Consider the following 16,646-nt stretch of genomic DNA (forward strand, 5'->3'; position numbering starts at 1 on the left):
GCACCACGTGCCGCTCCGGCCGGAACATCCGCACCGGCGGCTCCTCCTCGACCTGCACCAGCCGTGTCAGCGGCACGCCCAGCGCGTCCGAGATGCGGATGAGCGTCCCCAGGTTCGGGTTGCCGCGCCCCTGCTCCAGCCCCACCAGGACGCCCTTGCTCACCCCGGCGCGCCCCGCCAGCTCGTCCAGGCTCCACCCGTGCCCGGCCCGGAGGGCCCGGACGGTCCGCGCCACGGCCTCCCCGATCGCGCCCTGCTCGCTCAATCGTCCTCCAGCCATCCCGGTCCCACCACGTGATCAGTGTCCCGCAGGCCCGTATCAGCCCCCCGGAGCCCTCGACGGCCTCCCTCGATGTCAGGCGCTCCGGCTGAGGACGGACGTGAGCATCGAGTCGAGCACGTGCCGGGACGCCTCCAAGCGGTCGAGGGCCTCGGTCACGCGATCGCGCTCGCGGCGCAGTTCGCTGACCATGGCCGGGCAGGGCGACGGCACCACCCGGCCGTCCACGTCGTGCACGCAGTGCAGCAGCCGGGCGATCACCGCCGTGGGGAAGCCGGCCGCGAGCAGCGCGCGGATGTGGCGGACCGCGGTGACGTCCGACGGGGTGTACTCCCGGTAGCCGTTCGGGCGCCGGACGGGCTTGAGCAGCCCCTGCTCCTCGTAGTAGCGCAGCAGCCGCCGGCTCACCCCGGTCTCGCCGGCCAGCTCACCGATCCGCATCGCGTCCTCCGGGGTTGACCTTCACATGGATGTCACGCTTTACCGTCCCATTGTCGCCGACCAGCAGGAGGTTCTGATGAGCGGAGCAATGATCATCGGCGCGGGACCGGGGATCGGCGGCGCCGTGGCCCGCCGGTTCGCGCGGGAGGGGATGCCGGTCGCCCTCATCGCGCGCGGGGAGCGCACGTTGAAGGAGACGGCCGGGAGCATCGAGCCGCGGGACGCCCGCGTCATGACCCGGGTGGCCGACAGCACCGACGAGGACGCCCTGCGCGCCGTCCTGGACGAGGTGACCGCCGAACTAGGCCCACCGGACGCCGTCGTGTACAACGCGGCGAAGATCCAGGCGGACGCGCCCGGCGAGCTGCCGGTCCGCGCCCACCTGGACGCGTGGTCGGTGAACGTGCTCGGAGCGCTGACCGCCGCCGCCCATCTCGCACCGGCGATGGCGCGGCGCGGCGGCGGCTCGTTCATCATGACCGGGGGGATGCCCGAGCCGAAGCGGCGTTACGTGAGCCTCTCGCTCGGCAAGGCGGGGGTGCGGACCCTCGCGGAGCTGCTCGACCAGGAGTACGGGCCGTCCGGCGTGCACGTGGCGAGCGTCACCGTGGCCGGCCCGGTCGCTCCCGGCACGGACTTCGATCCGGACGACATCGCCGAGCGCTACTGGAGGCTGCACGTCCAGCCGCGGGACCGGTGGGTCCGCGAGGTGCTCGTGAGCGGTCGTGGTCGTTATACTGATCTCCACATGTCATTAAAGTGACCGTCGGAGGGTGGAGATGCTGGAGCGGATCGAGGTCGACGAGGCCGTCCGGGAGCTGCGTCCCGATTTCGCCGTGCTCGTGATGACCGCCGAAGGGCTGGTCAACGGGCCCGGCGACGCGGAGTCGCGGGGCTGGCTGGCCGAGGCGGCCGGGAAGGCGGACGCCGGCGACCCGCACGTGGAGGCATGGCGCGACGCCTACCGGGCCTTCGGCTCCAAGCCGCAGCGCACCCGCCCCTCCGTCGACGCGCTCCTCCGCCGGGCCGACGCCCTCCCCTCCATCAACAGGGTCGTGGACGCCTACAACGCCGTCAGCGTCGAGTACGCGCTGCCGATCGGCGGCGAGGACCTCGACGCCTACCAGGGCGCCGCGCGCCTGGTCAGGGCCACCGGCGACGAGCCGTTCGACGTGGTCGCGGGCGGGGAGCCCGCCGTCGAGCACCCCGCCGCAGGGGAGGTCGTCTGGCGCGACGACGCGGGCGTCACCTGCCGCCGCTGGAACTGGCGGCAATGCGTCCGGACCCGCCTGACCGAGCACACGAAGAACGGCCTCTTCCTGCTCGAACGCCTGGAGCCCTACCCGCTCGACCGGCTCGCCGAGGCGGGCGACCGGCTGGCCGCCATGCTCCGCCAGATCGCCCCGGACGCGCACGTCGCGAGCCGGCTGATCGGCGGGCGGTGATGGTCACGGTCCTCGCCCTCAGCGCGGCCCTCGCCTACGGCGTGGCCGACTTCCTGGGCGGCGCCGTGACGCGCCGGTCGACGGCCCTGCGCACCCTGACCTGGTGCGTCCCCGTCGGCTTCGTGATCATCCTGGTGTCCGCGCTGCTCGCCGGCGGCGGCGCCGCCCCCGGCCCGATCGCCTGGGGCTTCACGGCGGGCCTGGCCGGCGGGGCGGGCCTGATCGCCTTCTACCGGGCGCTCGCGCGGGGGCCGATGAACGTGGTGGCGCCGGTGTCCGCGCTCGCCGCCGCGGTCCTGCCGGTGGCCGTGGGCATCACCCGGGGCGAGCGGCTGGACGTGTCCGTGGCCGCCGGCGTCCTGCTGTGCCTCGTCGCGATCGCCCTGGTCAGCATGGAGGCCGGCGACGAGGGCACCGCGGCGGCCACCGCGCCCGGCTGGCGGCGCCACCTCGACTCGGGCCCGCTCATGGCGGGGCTGTCCGGCACCTGCTTCGGCGTCTTCTTCGTCCTGCTGAAGACCGCGGGCGACGGCAGCGGCCTCTGGCCGATCGTCGGCGCCCGCGTAGGCAACGTGGTCATCGTCGCCGCCGCGCTCCTGGCCCTGGCCCTCCGCGGCGGCGACCTCGGCCCCCGCCTGTCCGGACGCACGCTGATCGGACTGGCCCTGCTGTCCGGCACCCTCGACGCGGGCGCGAACGTCCTCTACTTCCTGGCCGCCCACAAGGGCATGCTCAGCCTCGCCGCCGTCCTCACGTCCCTCTACCCGGCGGTCACCGTCCTCCTGGCGAGAGTCGCCTACACCGAACGCCTCCGCGCCGTCCAACGCCTCGGCATGGCAATAGCCGTAGCCGGCGTAGCCCTCGTAACGGTCGGCTGACGCCACCGCCTCAGTAAGGACCGGAAATAGAAGACGGTCATTCCTGGCCTCAACCGGCCCTTACCCCGCCGCGTAGACCGGGTTTCGGGATCGTTCGCTCAGTCAAGAACTATGATCGAGCGCAACGTCGCGTGACGACCTGACGCCTTTGAGCGGTGGAAGTGGATATCACAGCGGTTCCTCCGGACGCGCATTGGCCGGCGACTCTCGACGTCGGGCGGCTCGCGGCGTCCGGATGGCGGCCGACGCCGTTCCAGACTTTCATCCTCAAGGTGCACAGCAGATGCGATCTGGCATGCCGCTACTGCTACATGTACGAGCTGAATGACTCCCGATGGCACGGGCAACCGGCGGTGATGTCGGAAGAGACCATCGAGCAGGCGGCATTCCGGATCGCCGAGCACGTGGCGGCGCACCGGCTCGAATCCATCGAGCTCGTCCTGCACGGAGGTGAGCCGCTGCTGGCGGGGCCGGCCCGGATCCGGAGGCTGGTCGAGTCGGTCCGCGCCGCGGCCGGCTGCCGGGTGGACGCGGGCATCCAGACCAATGGCCTGCGCCTCACGGATGACATGCTGGCCGTCCTCGACTCCCTGGACGTCCGGATCGGGGTGAGCCTGGACGGGGACGCCGCGGCCAACGACCGGCACCGCACCTTCCGCGACGGACGGTCCAGCCACGCGCCGGTCGTCAGGGCGCTGCGCCGCCTGACCGGCGGCCACCGGCACCTGTTCGGCGGCCTGCTCAGCACCATCGACCTGCGCAATCATCCCCTCGAGACCTATACGGCACTGCTGGAGTTCGAGCCGCCCGTCGTGGACTTCCTGCTGCCCCACGGCACCTGGTCCGACCCGCCGCCGGGCCGGCCGCCCGACGCGTCGACGCCCTACGCCGACTGGCTGATCGAGATCTTCGATCACTGGTACCGGAGGCCCGCGACGTCCGTGCGGCTCTTCGGCGAGATCATGCATCTGCTGCTCGGCGGGGCCTCGGCGATCGAGGCGGTTGGGCTGTCCCCCAGCGCCGTCCTGGTCGTCGAGACCGACGGATCGATCGAGCAGTCGGACCTGCTCAAGGCCGCCTACGCGGGTGCTCCCGTGACGGGGCTGCACGTGCGCACCGACACTTTCGACCGGGCCCTCGCGCTGCCGGAAATCGCCGCCCGGCAGATCGGCGCCGATGCACTGGGTGCCGAATGCCGCGCCTGCCCGGTGATGCGGGTATGCGGCGGCGGGCTCTACGTACATCGCTATCAAAAGGAGAGCGGTTTCCGGAACCGATCCGTTTACTGTGTGGACCTGTTCGCGCTGATCGAGCATATACAGCGGACGATGGCCAGTGATCTGGAGTCGCTTCGATGAGCGTCCCCTATCACGACCGGCCTTATCACGAGTTGTCCGAGGAAAGCCTGATGCTGCTGGCCACGGGCGGCTCGACTCCGCCGATTCTCCGTGAGCTGGTCCTCGCCCAGCGCAGTAAGCAGGCGGCATTACTGGGCGGTGTGGAACGGCTCGCGCGCAGCACCGCCCACCCGGAGACCGAACTGACGACCCGGGCGCTCGGCCGGCTGCTCGCCCTGCGGCGCGTTCACCCGGACGTCGTCGAGGACGTGGTGTCCAGCCCCGCCGTCGCCGCATGGTCCCTGCAGACCGTCCGCGACCTGCATGCGGGCGACGCGGCGGCACGTCCCGGCCAGATGGCGGCGCTGGCCGCCGCCGTGGCCGCGCGGACGGGATGGCCCTGCCGGCTGGACGTGCCGACCTTCCACGGCCGGGTGGTACTGCCCACCGTGGGAAGCACCGCGCGACCCGAGCGCGAGCAGCTCGCGCGCTTCACCGTCCAGTCCGGCCGTGCCGTCATCGACGTGGGGGAACAGCGCATCGTGATACCCCGCGAGCCCGTGGACGACGGGTCGGGCTGGCAGGCGATACGGCCGATCTCCCTGAACGGCACAACGTTCCTCTTCGACGACCTGCACCCGACGCGCATGCCGGGTGAGGAACTGACCGACCGCGTGTGCGCCGAGGCCATGCGCGACTGGCGAACGGCCATGAGCGACGCGTGGGGCCTGCTGACCGCACACCACCCCCTCCGAGCCGACGAGGTCCGGGCACTGATCGGAACGCTGACGCCCTTGAGGTCCCCTCCGTCGGCGACGCGCAGCGCAAGCTCACGGGAGACCTTCGGGTGCGTCGCGATGTCCTTCAGCACCGACGCCCGGACGAACGCGCTCGCGCTCACCCATGAGGTCCAGCACGTCAAGCTGGGAGCGATTCTCGACGTCACGCGGCTGGCCGGGCCCGACCGGGGCAGGCGGTACTACGCGCCATGGCGGGACGACCCCCGTCCGGTCGAGGGCCTGCTCCAGGGCAGCTACGCGTTCATGGGCGTCAGCGACTTCTGGCGGCGCCAGCGCGCCCTGGACGGGGGTGACGCCGACCGCGCCCATTTCGAGTTCGCCCGGTGGCGGCAGGCGGCGGAATCGGCGGCGGCGACCCTGCTCGACAGCGGGGAGCTGAACCCTGCGGGCCGGATCTTCGTCTCGGTGATGCTCAAGACGCTGGAGGGCTGGGCGGCCGAGCCGGTACCCGCCGGTCCGGCCGCCGCCGCCCGCCGCGCGGCCGCGCGGCACCGGCGGGCCTGGCACGCCCGCAACGCCGAGTTCGCCTGACCGCTGGGTTAGATGCGCGGCTGGTCGAAGTCGAAGTCGAGGCGGCCGCCCGCGCGGGCCAGAACGGTGTCGGGGTGGCGCGCGGTGAGCGTCGCGTAGTAGCCGGCGAGGGTGTCCTCCAGCAGCCGGGCGGCCTCGTCGGTCTTGCCGACCGAGCGCAGGCTCGCGGCGAGGTTCGCGTAGCAGCCGAGGGTCAGCGGATGCCGGGCACCCAGCAGTTCCTCGGCTTGCGGGGCCGTCTGCCGGTCCAGCTCCAGGGCCGCCTCGAACTCCTCCAGCTCATGAAGGTCGTTGGAGAGGTTGAGGGCGACCGTCAGCGAGTAGTCGTGCAGCCGGCCGAGCCGCGTGTCGAGCTTGTCCAGCACATCGCGGTTGATGTCGCGGGCGCGCTCCGGATGGCCGCGGGTCCGTTCGAGCAACGCAAGGTTGCCCCGGGCGGCGAGCGTGAACGGATGGTCGCTCCCGTAGATGCGGGGCAGCCGCTCGATGACGTTACGGGTGAGGTCGTACGCCTCGTCATGCTCATCGTTGGTGCGCAGCGCGTTGGCCAGGCAGAGCCCTGCGGCAAGCGTCTCCGGATGGCCCGGGGTCAGGGTGGACTCGTACAGGTCGTACATGTCCCTGGCCAGTTCCAGCGCCTTGGCGAGCCGGCCGAGCAGCCGTTCGGCGATGGACAGGTCGACACCCGCCGAGAGGGTGCTGGTGTGCGCACCCCCGAACTCGGTCCGGCCGTAGTCCAGGGCGTCGGCACCCAGCGCTCGGGCCGCCGCGTAGTCCCCGCTCAACCTGGCGGCCTGGCCCAGGTTGCCCAGCGAGGAGAGGTATTCGAGCTTGCTCCCGACGCCGGGCCGGCTCCGGCCGTCCATCACCGCCGTGTGCATCTCGACGGCCCGTTGGTACTCGCTCACCAGCGCGTAGTCGAGGGCGAGGTTGTTCATGGTGCGCAGGGTTCGCGGATCGTCGGAACCGTACTTGTCGAGGTGCTGCTTGCGGGACAGCTCGTCGTGCGCGACGGCCTCACGGAACAGGCCCAGTGCCCGGTGGTCGGCGCCGAACGAGTTGACGATCTCCAGCACCAGCTCGTCGCCGTCCGGAAGCGTCCGGCGGGCCCGCTCCAAGGTCGCCTTGTTGAGATCGAACGCCGCGCGGAACCGGCCCGCCTGCCGGAGGATGTCCGCCAGGTGCCGTTCGGCGTTCAGCGTGTGGCGGTCCTCCCCGCCGGAGGCCGCGCCCCACGTGTCCCGGAAGCGGGTCGCGAAGGTGCGGGCGGACTCGGTGTGGCCGATGAGGTAGAGGTACCGCAGGACCTTCAGGGCGACTTCGCGCAATCTGGGTTCGGTGCTCTCGACGGCCCCCACCGGCTCGAGGTGGGGGACGAACCGGCTGAAGATGCCCCAGTTGGTCTCCTCGTCCGGGTTGAGCTGTGTCGCGGCCCCCAGGAGCAGTTGCGCCTCGTTCCGGAAATCGGCCTGCTGCTCCTCGCCGAGGTCGGCCCGCAGTAGCCGCTGGACCAGCCGGTGCACCAGCATCGCCCGGTCGTCGATCTTTCCGAGTGCGAGATTGTGAATGAGCGCGATGGCGCGGGTCCGGAGGATCGGATCGCGCAGTATCGGCGTCATTATCGGTCCGGCCTCAACACCGCCCCAGCGGAAGATGTCGATGGGAATGGGCTCGGGGCCGAAGAAGGCGGTGCACCGCAGGAGCTGCATGGCTTCGGGCAACTCGTCCTCGAGCGCGTTGATCGACAGCCTCCAGGCCGCCGTCATCGAGCCGGGGTACTCCATCGGCTGGTTCGCGTCCAATATCTCGAGCGGCTGCTGCCGCAGCAGTTCGAGATATTCTTCGGACGACATTCCGGTTTCCGTCTGGAGGGCTCCGGCCTGCTCCAGAGCCAGCGGTAGGTCACCGAGTTCCTCGGCGAGTTCCCCTGCCTCCGCGGGAGTGATCTCACGAGCGCGCCTGCGGAGGAAATCGATGCTTTCCTCGCGGTCGAAGACGTCGATGACCAGTGTGTTGGCCACACCTTCCCAACGCGCGTTCCGCGAGGTGATGAGCACGTGCCCCTGGGGCGGCCGGCTGGCCGGGATCATGGCCTTGACGTCGTCGGCCGTATTGGCATTGTCGAAGATCAGCAGCCAGCGTGCGTGGGGTTCGCCGCGGCGCAGCGCGTCCAGGACCGACCGGCACGCCTCATCGATGCCCACCGACTTCGCGGACGGCAGGCCGATCTTCTCCGCCATCGCGCCCATGTACCCGGGGATGAGCAGGGGAGTGTCGGAGGCGATCCACCACACCAGGTCGTAGTCGGCCTTGAAGCGGTGCGCGTATTCGATCACGAGCTGGGTCTTGCCGACGCCGCCCATGCCCCGCAGCGTGTGCGGAAGCACGGCCGTGGGGCCGTGGGACATCTGCTCGCGGAGTGTCCGCAAGGATTCCTCACGACCGGTGAAATTCCCGTTGCGCAGGGGAATCCAGCTGCCCCAGACACGGGGTGCCGGACCGGATATCTCAGGCGAGGTCACGGACGCCTCCCGGCTGAAAGACCTGTAAGTATCGACTCCTGACCATTATGCAACCATCGCCTAACCCCGCCACCATTATCGATGGAAGGTCAGCAGAGTGGATCTACATGGATCCTCGACAGGTGTCGCGAGGCTGCCTATAGTTGCAGTCGGACACCGATCTTTCCCGTCGGGAGCGCATGCCATGAACGAACAGACCTCCCTGCATCAGACCGGGTTGATCGGCCTGCCGAAGATGGATCTCAAGGCACTGGAGAGCTGCGACGATTCCGCCCTGTTCCACGCATTGCGCAGGATAATGGCCGACCCGAAACCGGCGGTCGCCGTCTCCCGGTTCAACTCGTATGTGGGTTCGGCCTCGTCCGGCAAGGCCGAGCCGTCCGATGATCTTTCATGACGCCACCGGGCTGGAATACCATCCCTTTCGCGGGAATGTCCCCTTCCGGCCAGCGGACGCCGGGCACTTCTTCGGCCGCGGCGCCGAGTCGCGGGAACTCGGGCGGCTCTGGTCGCAGCGTCCGCTGACCGTCCTGACCGGGGACACCGGCTGCGGGAAGACCTCGCTGCTGCAGGCGGGCGTGCTGACCGGGCTGCCGTACGCCCAGGTGGGCCGGCTTCACCGGCCCGGCCCCCCGCCGATCGCCGCGCTTCCGTCCGGTCACAACCCGTGGACGTCGGCCCTGCTGGCGTCCCTCGCCCCGCACGAAACGGCGGCCTCGCTGGCCGGGACGGGCTTCACCGACTTCGTGGGCAGGAGACTCCGCCGCGCCGGTGGTCCGCTCCTCGTCGCCATCGACCAGTTCGAGGACTTCTTCCAGGGCGGGCCCTACCGGGCGCTGTACCGGGAACCGTTCATGGGGGAGCTCGCCGACGCCCTCGACCGCCATTCCGAGCTGAGGCTGCTCATCGTCGTCCGCACCAGCCACGGTGACGACCTGCTGAAGTACGGTCCGCCGTTCGACCGGGCGGCCCGGCTGACGCTGGGCCCGCTGAGCACCGAGGCCGCGGCCGACGCGATCACCCGGCCGCTCGAACAGACGAGCCGGAGATTCACCCCGCAGGCCGCCGCCCAGCTCGTCGACGAACTGGGCGGCGACGCCATCGAGCCTGTCGCGCTCCAGGCGGTCTGCACCCGCCTCTGGGCGAAGCTGCCCCCGGCCCAGCAGGTCATCGGCCCCGAGGAGATCTTCTGGGCGGCCGACGTACCGCATGCCCTCGCGGAGTTCACCCGGGCCGTGCTGGCCGACGTCGGGGCGTCGTCCGGGCGCAGCCCGGAAGAGCTGCGCGCCTGGGCGCACGCGGCGTTCGCCGACGGGCACCCCGCCAAGCCGGGCCCGCAGGAGACGGCCGGCATGAGCAACCACATCGTGAACGTCCTGGAGAACGAACATCTGCTGCGCTCGGTGCCGGACGAAGGCGTCCGGCTCCTGCACGACGGATTCCGCGAGGCGCTCGGCGGCCCGTCCCTGGAGCGGACCGAACGCGCCGGCGCGGTACCGCACATCGAGGCGGCGGCGTCGGCGCTGCTCGCCGGGGACCTCGACACCGCCCGCCGACTGGCGGACCGGACGTTACGCCTCGCCGGGCCCGAATCCCTCGACGAGGCGTCGGCGCTGCTCGGCGACCTGCGGTTCGAACGTGCCCGCGACGAATGGGCGCTGGCCGTCCGGTCCGGATCGGTCGCTCCCGACGACCGCATTCGCGAGCACCTCGGCGAGGCGCTCTCCTGGTACTGGCAGGCCCTGCGGCGGCACGCGGACATGGGCAGGCCGAAGGCCGCGGCCCAGATGTTCGCCGCCATCGGCCAGGCGCACGCCGAGCGGAACGAGTTCACCCAGGCGGTCCGGGCCCTGGAGGAGGCGCGCGGGCTGCTGCCGCGCGATCCCGCGGTAGGCACCGAACTGGCCCGGCTCCTCTGGCGGACCGATCACCGCAAGCAGGCGATGACCGAGATCAACGGCGTCCTGCGCAACCAGGGGGACCAGCCGGGAGCGCTGCGGGCGCGCGGCGAGTTCCACGCCGAACTGGAGCATGCGGAGGACGCCCTGCGGGACCTGCGCCGGGTCAGCACGAGCGCATGGCCCGGGAGCCGGGCGGCGTACGCGTTCGCCCTGGCGACCCTGGGACGGCTTCACCCCGAGGACGCGGCCACCGAGCTCGACGCGATCGTCACCGCCGCGCCGTTCCACGGACCGGCCCTCCTTCTCGCCGCCCGCGTGGAGTCGTTGAGCGGTGCACCCGAGGCGGCCGCGACGCTGGCGGGACGGGCCATCAGCGCGAATCGCCCACCGCTCTCCCCCGAGCAGGAGAAGCAGGCTCGACGGCTGCAGGATCGCGCGGCGCCCCTCCGGGGCCGGTGAGGGCGAGGAAGGCGTCGAACGTGGCGTCGAACTTCTGGAAGTCGATCCTGTCCCGGTACTCGCCCGCCGGCCCCACCGCCGCGGCGACCTCGGCGGCCAGGGCGGTGGCGACCGCGGAGACCTCCCGCGCGGCGCGGGTCACCTCGTCCTCACCGAGCCGGGCGATCGAGCCGGCGCCGACGGCGACCTCGGCGGCGAGCTCTTCGAGCCGCGCCAGGCGCTCGTCCATGTCCGGCCAGCGCTTCCTGCCGATGAACTCCAGGTGGGTGCGGAGCTTCGCGGTCGACTCGCTCAGTCCTCGATGACATTCCCCGCGCTCACGAGCTGCCGCTTCGGCCCGCTCTTCGGCGCGTGCGGCGAGTTCGCGCCTGGTCTGGGCCGACTGGGTCGCCAAGACCGCGAGAACAGCACTCGCCCCAGTGATGACAGAGGTGACAAGCCCGATCCAGACGACCACTCACCGATACTGACATCCGGTTCCGGCCCGGACAACGGAACGGCGGGCTCCGCATGTGGCCGTTCTCCGACCGGCTGATCCCGCCCTGGCGTGAGGTCCTCCCAACGCAGGGTGTGCCAGCCGCGCAGACGTATCAGCACCGTCAGCACCGCGGCGAGGACCGCCGTGCCCGCGGCGATCGCGGCGGGTCCGAAGAAGGCGATCATGACACCGCCCGCCAGCAGGGCGACCGGTGTGACGACCCCCTGGGTGAGGAACTGGGTGAAACCGGTGACCACGCCGAGCCGTTCGGGCCCGACCACGGCGGCCTGGTGCCGTTTCATCATCACGTTCATGTGCGAACCGGTGAAGCCCACCAGCGCCCAGGCGACCAGCCAGCAGACCGGGACGTCGAAGATGATCAGCCCCAGTGCCGCGCACCAGCTCAGCATGCAGTACTTGACGGTGCGTCCCGGTTCCCCGGCCATGTCGAGGATCCTGGGGGCGAGCCAGGCGCCGAGCAGGCCGCCCGCCCCGGACGCCGCGAGCAGCACACCGATGTGGACGGGGGACAGGCCGTGCGCCTCGGCCAGGACGACGAGGTTGAGCCCGACGATCTGGAACAGGAAGTTCGTCGTCGAGCAGATCACCACTGTGCGGCGGAGCAGCAGGTCCCCGCTCAGGTACTCCCAGCCTTCTCTTGCCTGCCGACGCAGGCTTTCCCGCTTGGCCCGCCGGTGGAAGGCGATCCAGGACCTGCCGCGCCCGAGGCACGCGATGAGCGCCACCGAGACCGCGGTTCCTCCCGCGGCGATCAGAAAGGGGAAGCCCGCACCCACGGCGTAGAGCGCCCCGCCCAGCGGCCGGCCGCTCAGTGTCGCGAGGAAGTTGCGTCCCTCGTTGCGCGCGACGGCGGCCTTCAACTGCTGCGGCCACACGAGCTGGGGGACGACCGAGAACTCGGTGATCTCAAAGCACGCGGCGAAGATCCCCTCCAGCGCGACGCCGGCGATGAGCAGCCAAATGTCGCAGATTCCCAACCACAGCGCCACGCCCAGCCCGAGGGCCACGCATAAGCGCACGCATTGCGCGACCACCATGACGGCGCGCCGGTCCACGCGATCGGCGATGAATCCGGCGGGCACCTGCATCAGCAGCCTGGCGACCGCTCCGGCGAAGCCGGCGAGGCCGGCGTAGAAGGGCGAGCCGGTGAGCGAGAGAGCGATCAGGGGTACCGCGACCGTGGTGTTGACCGCCCCCGCCAGCGAGATGGCCGATCCCGACCACAGCAGCGCGAAGTTGCGGCCCAACTTCGCATTGCCGTTCGGGGACGTGTCATCCATCGCTCGGCTCCCACCGCCTATGTGCCCTTACGGAGGGACCGAAACCGAGACTCCCTCGTGGAATTCCTGGATCCTAGTGGCGCCTCCACTAAGGGTGACGCACTTTCGGGCCCACCGGTTGATGTGGTCCCGGCAACAGCTTGTTCAAAGGTGCCGGGACGGGCCGACCCGACATACCGGGTGCCGCCACTGCGGACATCGCCGAGCCTCGTCTTGGTTGAACGGGGCCGTCAGGGGACGTGCCATAGGCGGACGGTTTTGTCGGTGCCGGCGCTGGCCAGGGTTCTGCCGTCTGAGCTGAAGACGAGTCCGCCGACCGTGGATTCATGGATTCATGGCTGGACAGGATCGTGGTTACGCGGACGCTTGGGACGTCCCACAGCTGGATACCGTTCTCGCCGGTGCTGGCGGCGAGGGACTTCCCGTCTGGGCTGAAGGCCAGGGAGAAGTAGCTGTCGTCCTCCTCGTTGGTGAGGGTTGCGGTCGGCTTGCCGCTGACGACGTCCCCAGAGCTGGATGCTGTTGTCGTCATTGCTCTTGGCCAGGGTCCTGCCGTCCGGGGTGAAGGCCAGGTCGTCGGCGAAGATGGCGAGTGGCTCGCTGGGGATGTCCCGGAGGCTGCGGCCTGACGCCACGTCCCAGATCCGCACGGTGTCACTGAGGGTGCTGGAACTGGCCAGAAGCTTGCCGTCCTGGCTGAACGCGACGGAACCGACGGACTCGATGTGGCCGCTCAGGAAGCGGGCGGTGCGCTTCTCGGCCACGTCTGAGAGCCGGATCTTCTTGCCTTCGCTCCGGGCGACCATGGCCCCGTCGGGGCTCACCGCGACCCCGCCGGAGCAGTCGGGGGCGGGCACGATGATCGAGGAACTTCGGGATGCCACGTTCCAGAGCCGCACCGAGCCGTCCCACTGGCCGCTGATCAGGCTTTTCCCGTTCTTCCTGAACGCCACCAGGGGAACCGAGCGCGCATCGACCTTGATCGTTGCTTCGACATCGCCGCCGGGCATGTTCCACAGCCTGATGGAGCCTCCCTCAAGCCCGGCGGCCAGTGCCTGCCCATCCGGACTGAACGACACGGAGCGCGCCCAGTCGGGGGTCTTGAGAGTGCGGTCCGCCTTGGCCGTGCTCACCGGACCGGGAGTCGGCGGAGCAGGCGGGGTGCTGGCCGGCCTGGAGCCGGATGTCTCGGCGGCCGGGGCGTTGCCGCCGTCCGGCCAGAAAACCGCCGCGCCGGTTACGAGGAGCAATGCGGACGCGGCGGCCAGGGTGCCGATGAGGAGCGGGAGGCTCGGCCGCGCGGGCGGCCATGCCGCTCCCCGCCGTGTGGGGCCCGCCCAGTTCCCCGCCGGCGCGGGTTGCGGCGGGGGCCCGGGTGGCGGTGCCTGAACGTGTGCGACCGGACGCGGGGACGTCCCTATGGCGACGAAGGCCGAGCCGGGGCCGGTGCCGGTGGACGGCGGGCCGCCCTCGACCGCCGCGAAGAGGGTGGCGCTCAGCGACCACAGGTCCGACTCGGGGGTCGCGGCCTTCCCGCGGACCTGCTCGGGGGCCATGAACGCCGGGGTGCCGATGATGGCGCCGGACCGGGTGAGGGTGACGTCGCCGTCCAGTGCGGCGATGCCGAAGTCGGCCAGCACGACCCGGTCGCCTTCGAGCAGCACGTTGGCGGGCTTGACATCGCGGTGCACGATGCCGCGCCGGTGGGCCAGCCGCAGCGCCGCCAGCATCCGCGCGCCGATCCGGGCGACCTAGCCGACCGGCAGGCGCTTCTCGTCGGCCAGGAGGTCCTGCAGCGAGCCGCCCTCGACGAACTCCATCACGATCCACGGGCGACCGTCCTCGCCGGACACCCGGTCGTGGACGGTGATGATCCCGGGATGCCGGAGCCGCCCCGCGGCGCGGGCCTCACGGTCCATCCGGGCGTAGAAAGACGCGGCGTTCGTCCGCTCCGACGTGCTCGGGCAGCCGCAGTTCCTTGACCGCGACCGTGCGGTCGAGTCCGGAGTCCCAGGCGCGCCATACCGCGCCCATGCCGCCGCGGCCGATCAGTGTGAGGTGCCGGTATCTTCCGGCCAGGGGTTCCCCAAGATCCTCACGCACGGGCGGCAGCCGAGCGCGGCCGGATCAGGGGCCGTTTCCGCCCTCGGAGACCCGGCCCCGCGGCGCGCGCGGGGCGGTTCGGAATGGCGGTGGTGGTGGGATTCGAACCCACGGAAGCTTGCACTTCACACGCTTTCGAGGCGTGCGCCCTCGTCCACTAGGCGACACCACCGCGGGAGAGCCTACCCGAATCTGCGGTGCGTGAAGAACTCGGTGAGCAGCGCGCCGCACTCGTCGGCCAGGACCTCGGCGACGACCTCCGGCCTGTGGTTGAGGCGCCGGTCGCGTACGACGTCCCACAGCGAGCCGACCGCGCCGGCCTTCAGGTCGACCGCGCCGTAGACGATGCGGGCCAGGCGGGCCTGGACGGACGCCCCCGCGCACATCGTGCACGGCTCCAGGGTCACGACCAGCGTGCAGCCCGACAGGCGCCACTCCCCGAGCGTGGACGCGGCCGCCCGCATCGCGACGATCTCCGCGTGCCCGGTCGGGTCCGCGGAGCGCTCCCGGTCGTTGCGGCCGGTGCCGACGACCTCGCCGGACGCGTCCAGGACGACCGCCCCGACCGGGATCTCCCCGTCCGCGAACGCCTTGCGGGCCTCGCCCAGCGCCAGCCGCATCGCCGGGACGAACCCTTCGAGCACCGGGTCGCCCGCCGCCCCGCCGCCGCCCGGTCCGGTCACGGGGTCAGTCACGGAGGTGGTCGAACTCCTCGCCGAAGCCGGCGTTCTCGGCGACGGCGAGCAGCGCATCGCCGGGCAGGGCGCTCTCGCCCAGGTCGCTGAGCTGCTTGGCGTCGACGCCGAGGTCTTCGAGGAGGGCCGGGTCGCCGCCGGGGTCGCCGTCCGGGACCTCGCCGACGAGCTGCTGGAACAGGGCGCCGAGCCCGTCCTCGCGGACGGTGGACACGTAGGCGCGCGGCTCGTCCTGGCCGTCCAGCCGGACGACCGCGAACCAGTCGTCGTCCTGCTCGATCAGCAGCACGACGGGGTCGCCGTAGGTCTCGACGGCCGCCTCGCGCATCAGGTCGGCGACGTCATCGACGTGCTCGGCCTCCGCCAGGGCGGCCTCCATGCCGACCCAGCCCTGCGGGGTCTGCGCGAACACGGCGGCGAATTGGGTCACGTGCTAATTGTGACCCACGGGGTTGCGTCGGTCACACCCCTTACCGCCGCCGGATCAGTTCGATTCCCGGCAAACCGCCCGTTGTATCGGGACGCGGGGTCCGGTGCGCCGGTGTCCGGTGCGCGGTCAGGGCGTGGTCAGGTCAGGCGACGGCGTCCATGGCGCGCTCGAAGGCGGGGGCGAAGCCGATGCGGCCGGCGATGCTGAGCAGCATCTCGTCCGGGTAGAGCTCCAGGTCGCCGGAGATGGCGCCGAGCTCCATCTCGTCCAGCCCGAGGTCGGCGAAGATCGACATGTCGCCGACGGGGAGGACCTGGTCGAGTTCCTCCTCCTCGGGGATCGGGATGTCCAGGTAGTCGAGGACCTGGCCGGCCAGCGGCCAGTCGACCGAGGCCGTGACGTCCGACAGGAACACCATCACGTCGTCGCCGAGCAGGCGGATCGCCACGAAGAAGTCGTCGCCGACCGAGACCAGCCCGATCGTGCCGCCTAGGCTCGGCTGCTGGCGCAGGGCATGGATCAGCCCCGCGAGGTCCTCGGTCAACGCGACCGGGAGGATCTCGGCCTCCCAGCCCTCGTCTTCCCGGTACACCACGACGGCGAAGTCCGTCGCGTCCACATCCGTCATTTCCACCCCACCGGCGCGTCTCCTGCCAGGGCATGGTCCCAGATGCGGCGGTCCGAGCGTGCACCAACGCGAAACTGGGCGCCGCACCCGCGTGTGAGACCGGGAGTCAGCGCCGCGAACCCGTGCCCAGCGGAAGGAACCTACTCGATCCGCGTCAATTTATGCGGAAGGTCCGGCGGCGCAGCGCCGCGTGGATGCGGGCGCGCCGCGACCGGTGCGGGGTGACCCGGCGGCGCAGCTCACGGGCCTCGGCCAGTTCGCGCAGGAAGATCGCCCGGCGGCGGAGATGCTCGCGCACCTGCTCGGGGGAGATGTCGCCCTGCGGGCCGGGGCGCGGCCGGTCGTCCCGCCCGGCTGTGACATCGGTCACCGGGGCCTCGGCGGGCGCGTTCGCGGCGGGAGCGGGAGCTTCGGGGG

The 16,646-nt window shown here is 71.2% G+C and carries 19 protein-coding genes and 1 tRNA gene; 7 read left to right on the forward strand and 13 right to left on the reverse strand.

The annotated features are described in order from the left end of the window. Together E1266_RS25840 and E1266_RS25845 are read right to left on the reverse strand one after the other, a co-directional pair. A partial coding sequence (locus E1266_RS25840) for a helix-turn-helix transcriptional regulator (protein WP_132051252.1) occupies positions 1-265 on the reverse strand: 265 nt, incomplete at its 3' end. A gap of 90 nt (positions 266-355) precedes the next feature. Next, positions 356-721, reverse strand: coding sequence for a MerR family transcriptional regulator (locus tag E1266_RS25845; RefSeq protein WP_132051254.1), 366 nt, complete (start codon positions 719-721; stop codon positions 356-358). Between the two features lie 76 nt (positions 722-797). Between E1266_RS25845 and E1266_RS25850 the strand changes: the two genes are divergently transcribed. The 5 genes from E1266_RS25850 (at position 798) to E1266_RS25870 (ending at position 5,712) form a co-directional block, all read left to right on the forward strand. Then, complete coding sequence (locus E1266_RS25850; protein ID WP_243718879.1) at positions 798-1,484, forward strand: SDR family NAD(P)-dependent oxidoreductase; 687 nt, start codon at positions 798-800, stop codon at positions 1,482-1,484. A gap of 16 nt (positions 1,485-1,500) precedes the next feature. Further along, complete coding sequence (locus E1266_RS25855) at positions 1,501-2,166, forward strand: phenylalanine--tRNA ligase beta subunit-related protein (RefSeq protein WP_132051278.1); 666 nt, start codon at positions 1,501-1,503, stop codon at positions 2,164-2,166. Then, positions 2,166-3,044, forward strand: coding sequence for an EamA family transporter (locus tag E1266_RS25860; protein WP_132051280.1), 879 nt, complete (start codon positions 2,166-2,168; stop codon positions 3,042-3,044). Before E1266_RS25855 ends, E1266_RS25860 begins: the two co-directional genes overlap by 1 nt. A gap of 272 nt (positions 3,045-3,316) precedes the next feature. Continuing rightward, on the forward strand, positions 3,317-4,402 hold the full coding sequence (locus E1266_RS25865; protein WP_243718881.1) for an FxsB family cyclophane-forming radical SAM/SPASM peptide maturase: 1,086 nt from the start codon (positions 3,317-3,319) through the stop codon (positions 4,400-4,402). Next, complete coding sequence (locus tag E1266_RS25870; RefSeq protein WP_132051258.1) at positions 4,399-5,712, forward strand: HEXXH motif domain-containing protein; 1,314 nt, start codon at positions 4,399-4,401, stop codon at positions 5,710-5,712. Before E1266_RS25865 ends, E1266_RS25870 begins: the two co-directional genes overlap by 4 nt. A gap of 8 nt (positions 5,713-5,720) precedes the next feature. Here E1266_RS25870 and fxsT read toward each other — a convergent pair whose 3' ends face one another. Then, positions 5,721-8,234 carry an FxSxx-COOH system tetratricopeptide repeat protein gene (gene fxsT, locus E1266_RS25875; protein WP_279436347.1) on the reverse strand — a complete coding sequence of 838 codons (2,514 nt, stop codon included), beginning with the start codon at positions 8,232-8,234 and terminating at the stop codon, positions 5,721-5,723. A gap of 184 nt (positions 8,235-8,418) precedes the next feature. On the opposite strand from fxsT, the gene E1266_RS25880 reads away from it, so the two are divergent. Continuing rightward, entirely contained in the window at positions 8,419-8,631 is a 213-nt protein-coding gene (locus E1266_RS25880; protein WP_132051262.1) for a hypothetical protein, read from the forward strand. Beyond that, complete coding sequence (locus tag E1266_RS25885; protein WP_132051264.1) at positions 8,618-10,594, forward strand: tetratricopeptide repeat protein; 1,977 nt, start codon at positions 8,618-8,620, stop codon at positions 10,592-10,594. Before E1266_RS25880 ends, E1266_RS25885 begins: the two co-directional genes overlap by 14 nt. On the opposite strand, the gene E1266_RS25890 is transcribed toward E1266_RS25885, so the two are convergent. From E1266_RS25890 to E1266_RS25940, 10 genes are all read right to left on the reverse strand, one after another. Further along, positions 10,506-10,988, reverse strand: coding sequence for a hypothetical protein (locus E1266_RS25890; RefSeq protein ID WP_132051266.1), 483 nt, complete (start codon positions 10,986-10,988; stop codon positions 10,506-10,508). The genes E1266_RS25885 and E1266_RS25890 overlap by 89 nt on opposite strands. Then, positions 10,886-12,373, reverse strand: a complete 1,488-nt coding sequence (locus E1266_RS25895; RefSeq protein WP_132051268.1) for an MFS transporter — start codon at positions 12,371-12,373, stop codon at positions 10,886-10,888. The genes E1266_RS25890 and E1266_RS25895 overlap by 103 nt, the downstream gene beginning before the upstream one ends. 332 nt (positions 12,374-12,705) lie before the next feature. Beyond that, on the reverse strand, positions 12,706-14,103 hold the full coding sequence (locus tag E1266_RS38925; protein ID WP_207945913.1) for a serine/threonine-protein kinase: 1,398 nt from the start codon (positions 14,101-14,103) through the stop codon (positions 12,706-12,708). Positions 14,104-14,124: 21 nt separating this feature from the next. Beyond that, positions 14,125-14,292, reverse strand: a complete 168-nt coding sequence (locus E1266_RS38930) for a protein kinase (protein ID WP_207945914.1) — start codon at positions 14,290-14,292, stop codon at positions 14,125-14,127. Beyond that, positions 14,282-14,476, reverse strand: coding sequence for a hypothetical protein (locus E1266_RS38935; protein ID WP_207945915.1), 195 nt, complete (start codon positions 14,474-14,476; stop codon positions 14,282-14,284). The genes E1266_RS38930 and E1266_RS38935 overlap by 11 nt, the downstream gene beginning before the upstream one ends. Positions 14,477-14,560: 84 nt before the next feature. Next, a tRNA-Ser gene (locus tag E1266_RS25920) sits at positions 14,561-14,648 on the reverse strand. A 10-nt stretch (positions 14,649-14,658) separates the two neighbouring features. Beyond that, entirely contained in the window at positions 14,659-15,096 is a 438-nt protein-coding gene (tadA, locus tag E1266_RS25925) for a tRNA adenosine(34) deaminase TadA (RefSeq protein ID WP_207945916.1), read from the reverse strand. A 67-nt stretch (positions 15,097-15,163) separates the two neighbouring features. Beyond that, positions 15,164-15,601, reverse strand: a complete 438-nt coding sequence (locus tag E1266_RS25930; RefSeq protein ID WP_132051272.1) for a hypothetical protein — start codon at positions 15,599-15,601, stop codon at positions 15,164-15,166. 142 nt (positions 15,602-15,743) lie between these two features. Beyond that, positions 15,744-16,229, reverse strand: a complete 486-nt coding sequence (locus E1266_RS25935; RefSeq protein WP_131954600.1) for a tRNA adenosine deaminase-associated protein — start codon at positions 16,227-16,229, stop codon at positions 15,744-15,746. Between the two features lie 154 nt (positions 16,230-16,383). Beyond that, on the reverse strand, positions 16,384-16,646 hold a 263-nt coding region (locus E1266_RS25940), incomplete at its 5' end, for a hypothetical protein (protein WP_207945917.1).

It is taken from the genome of Actinomadura sp. 7K534 (genome assembly GCF_004348575.1).
GTDB lineage: Bacteria > Actinomycetota > Actinomycetes > Streptosporangiales > Streptosporangiaceae > Spirillospora > Spirillospora livida.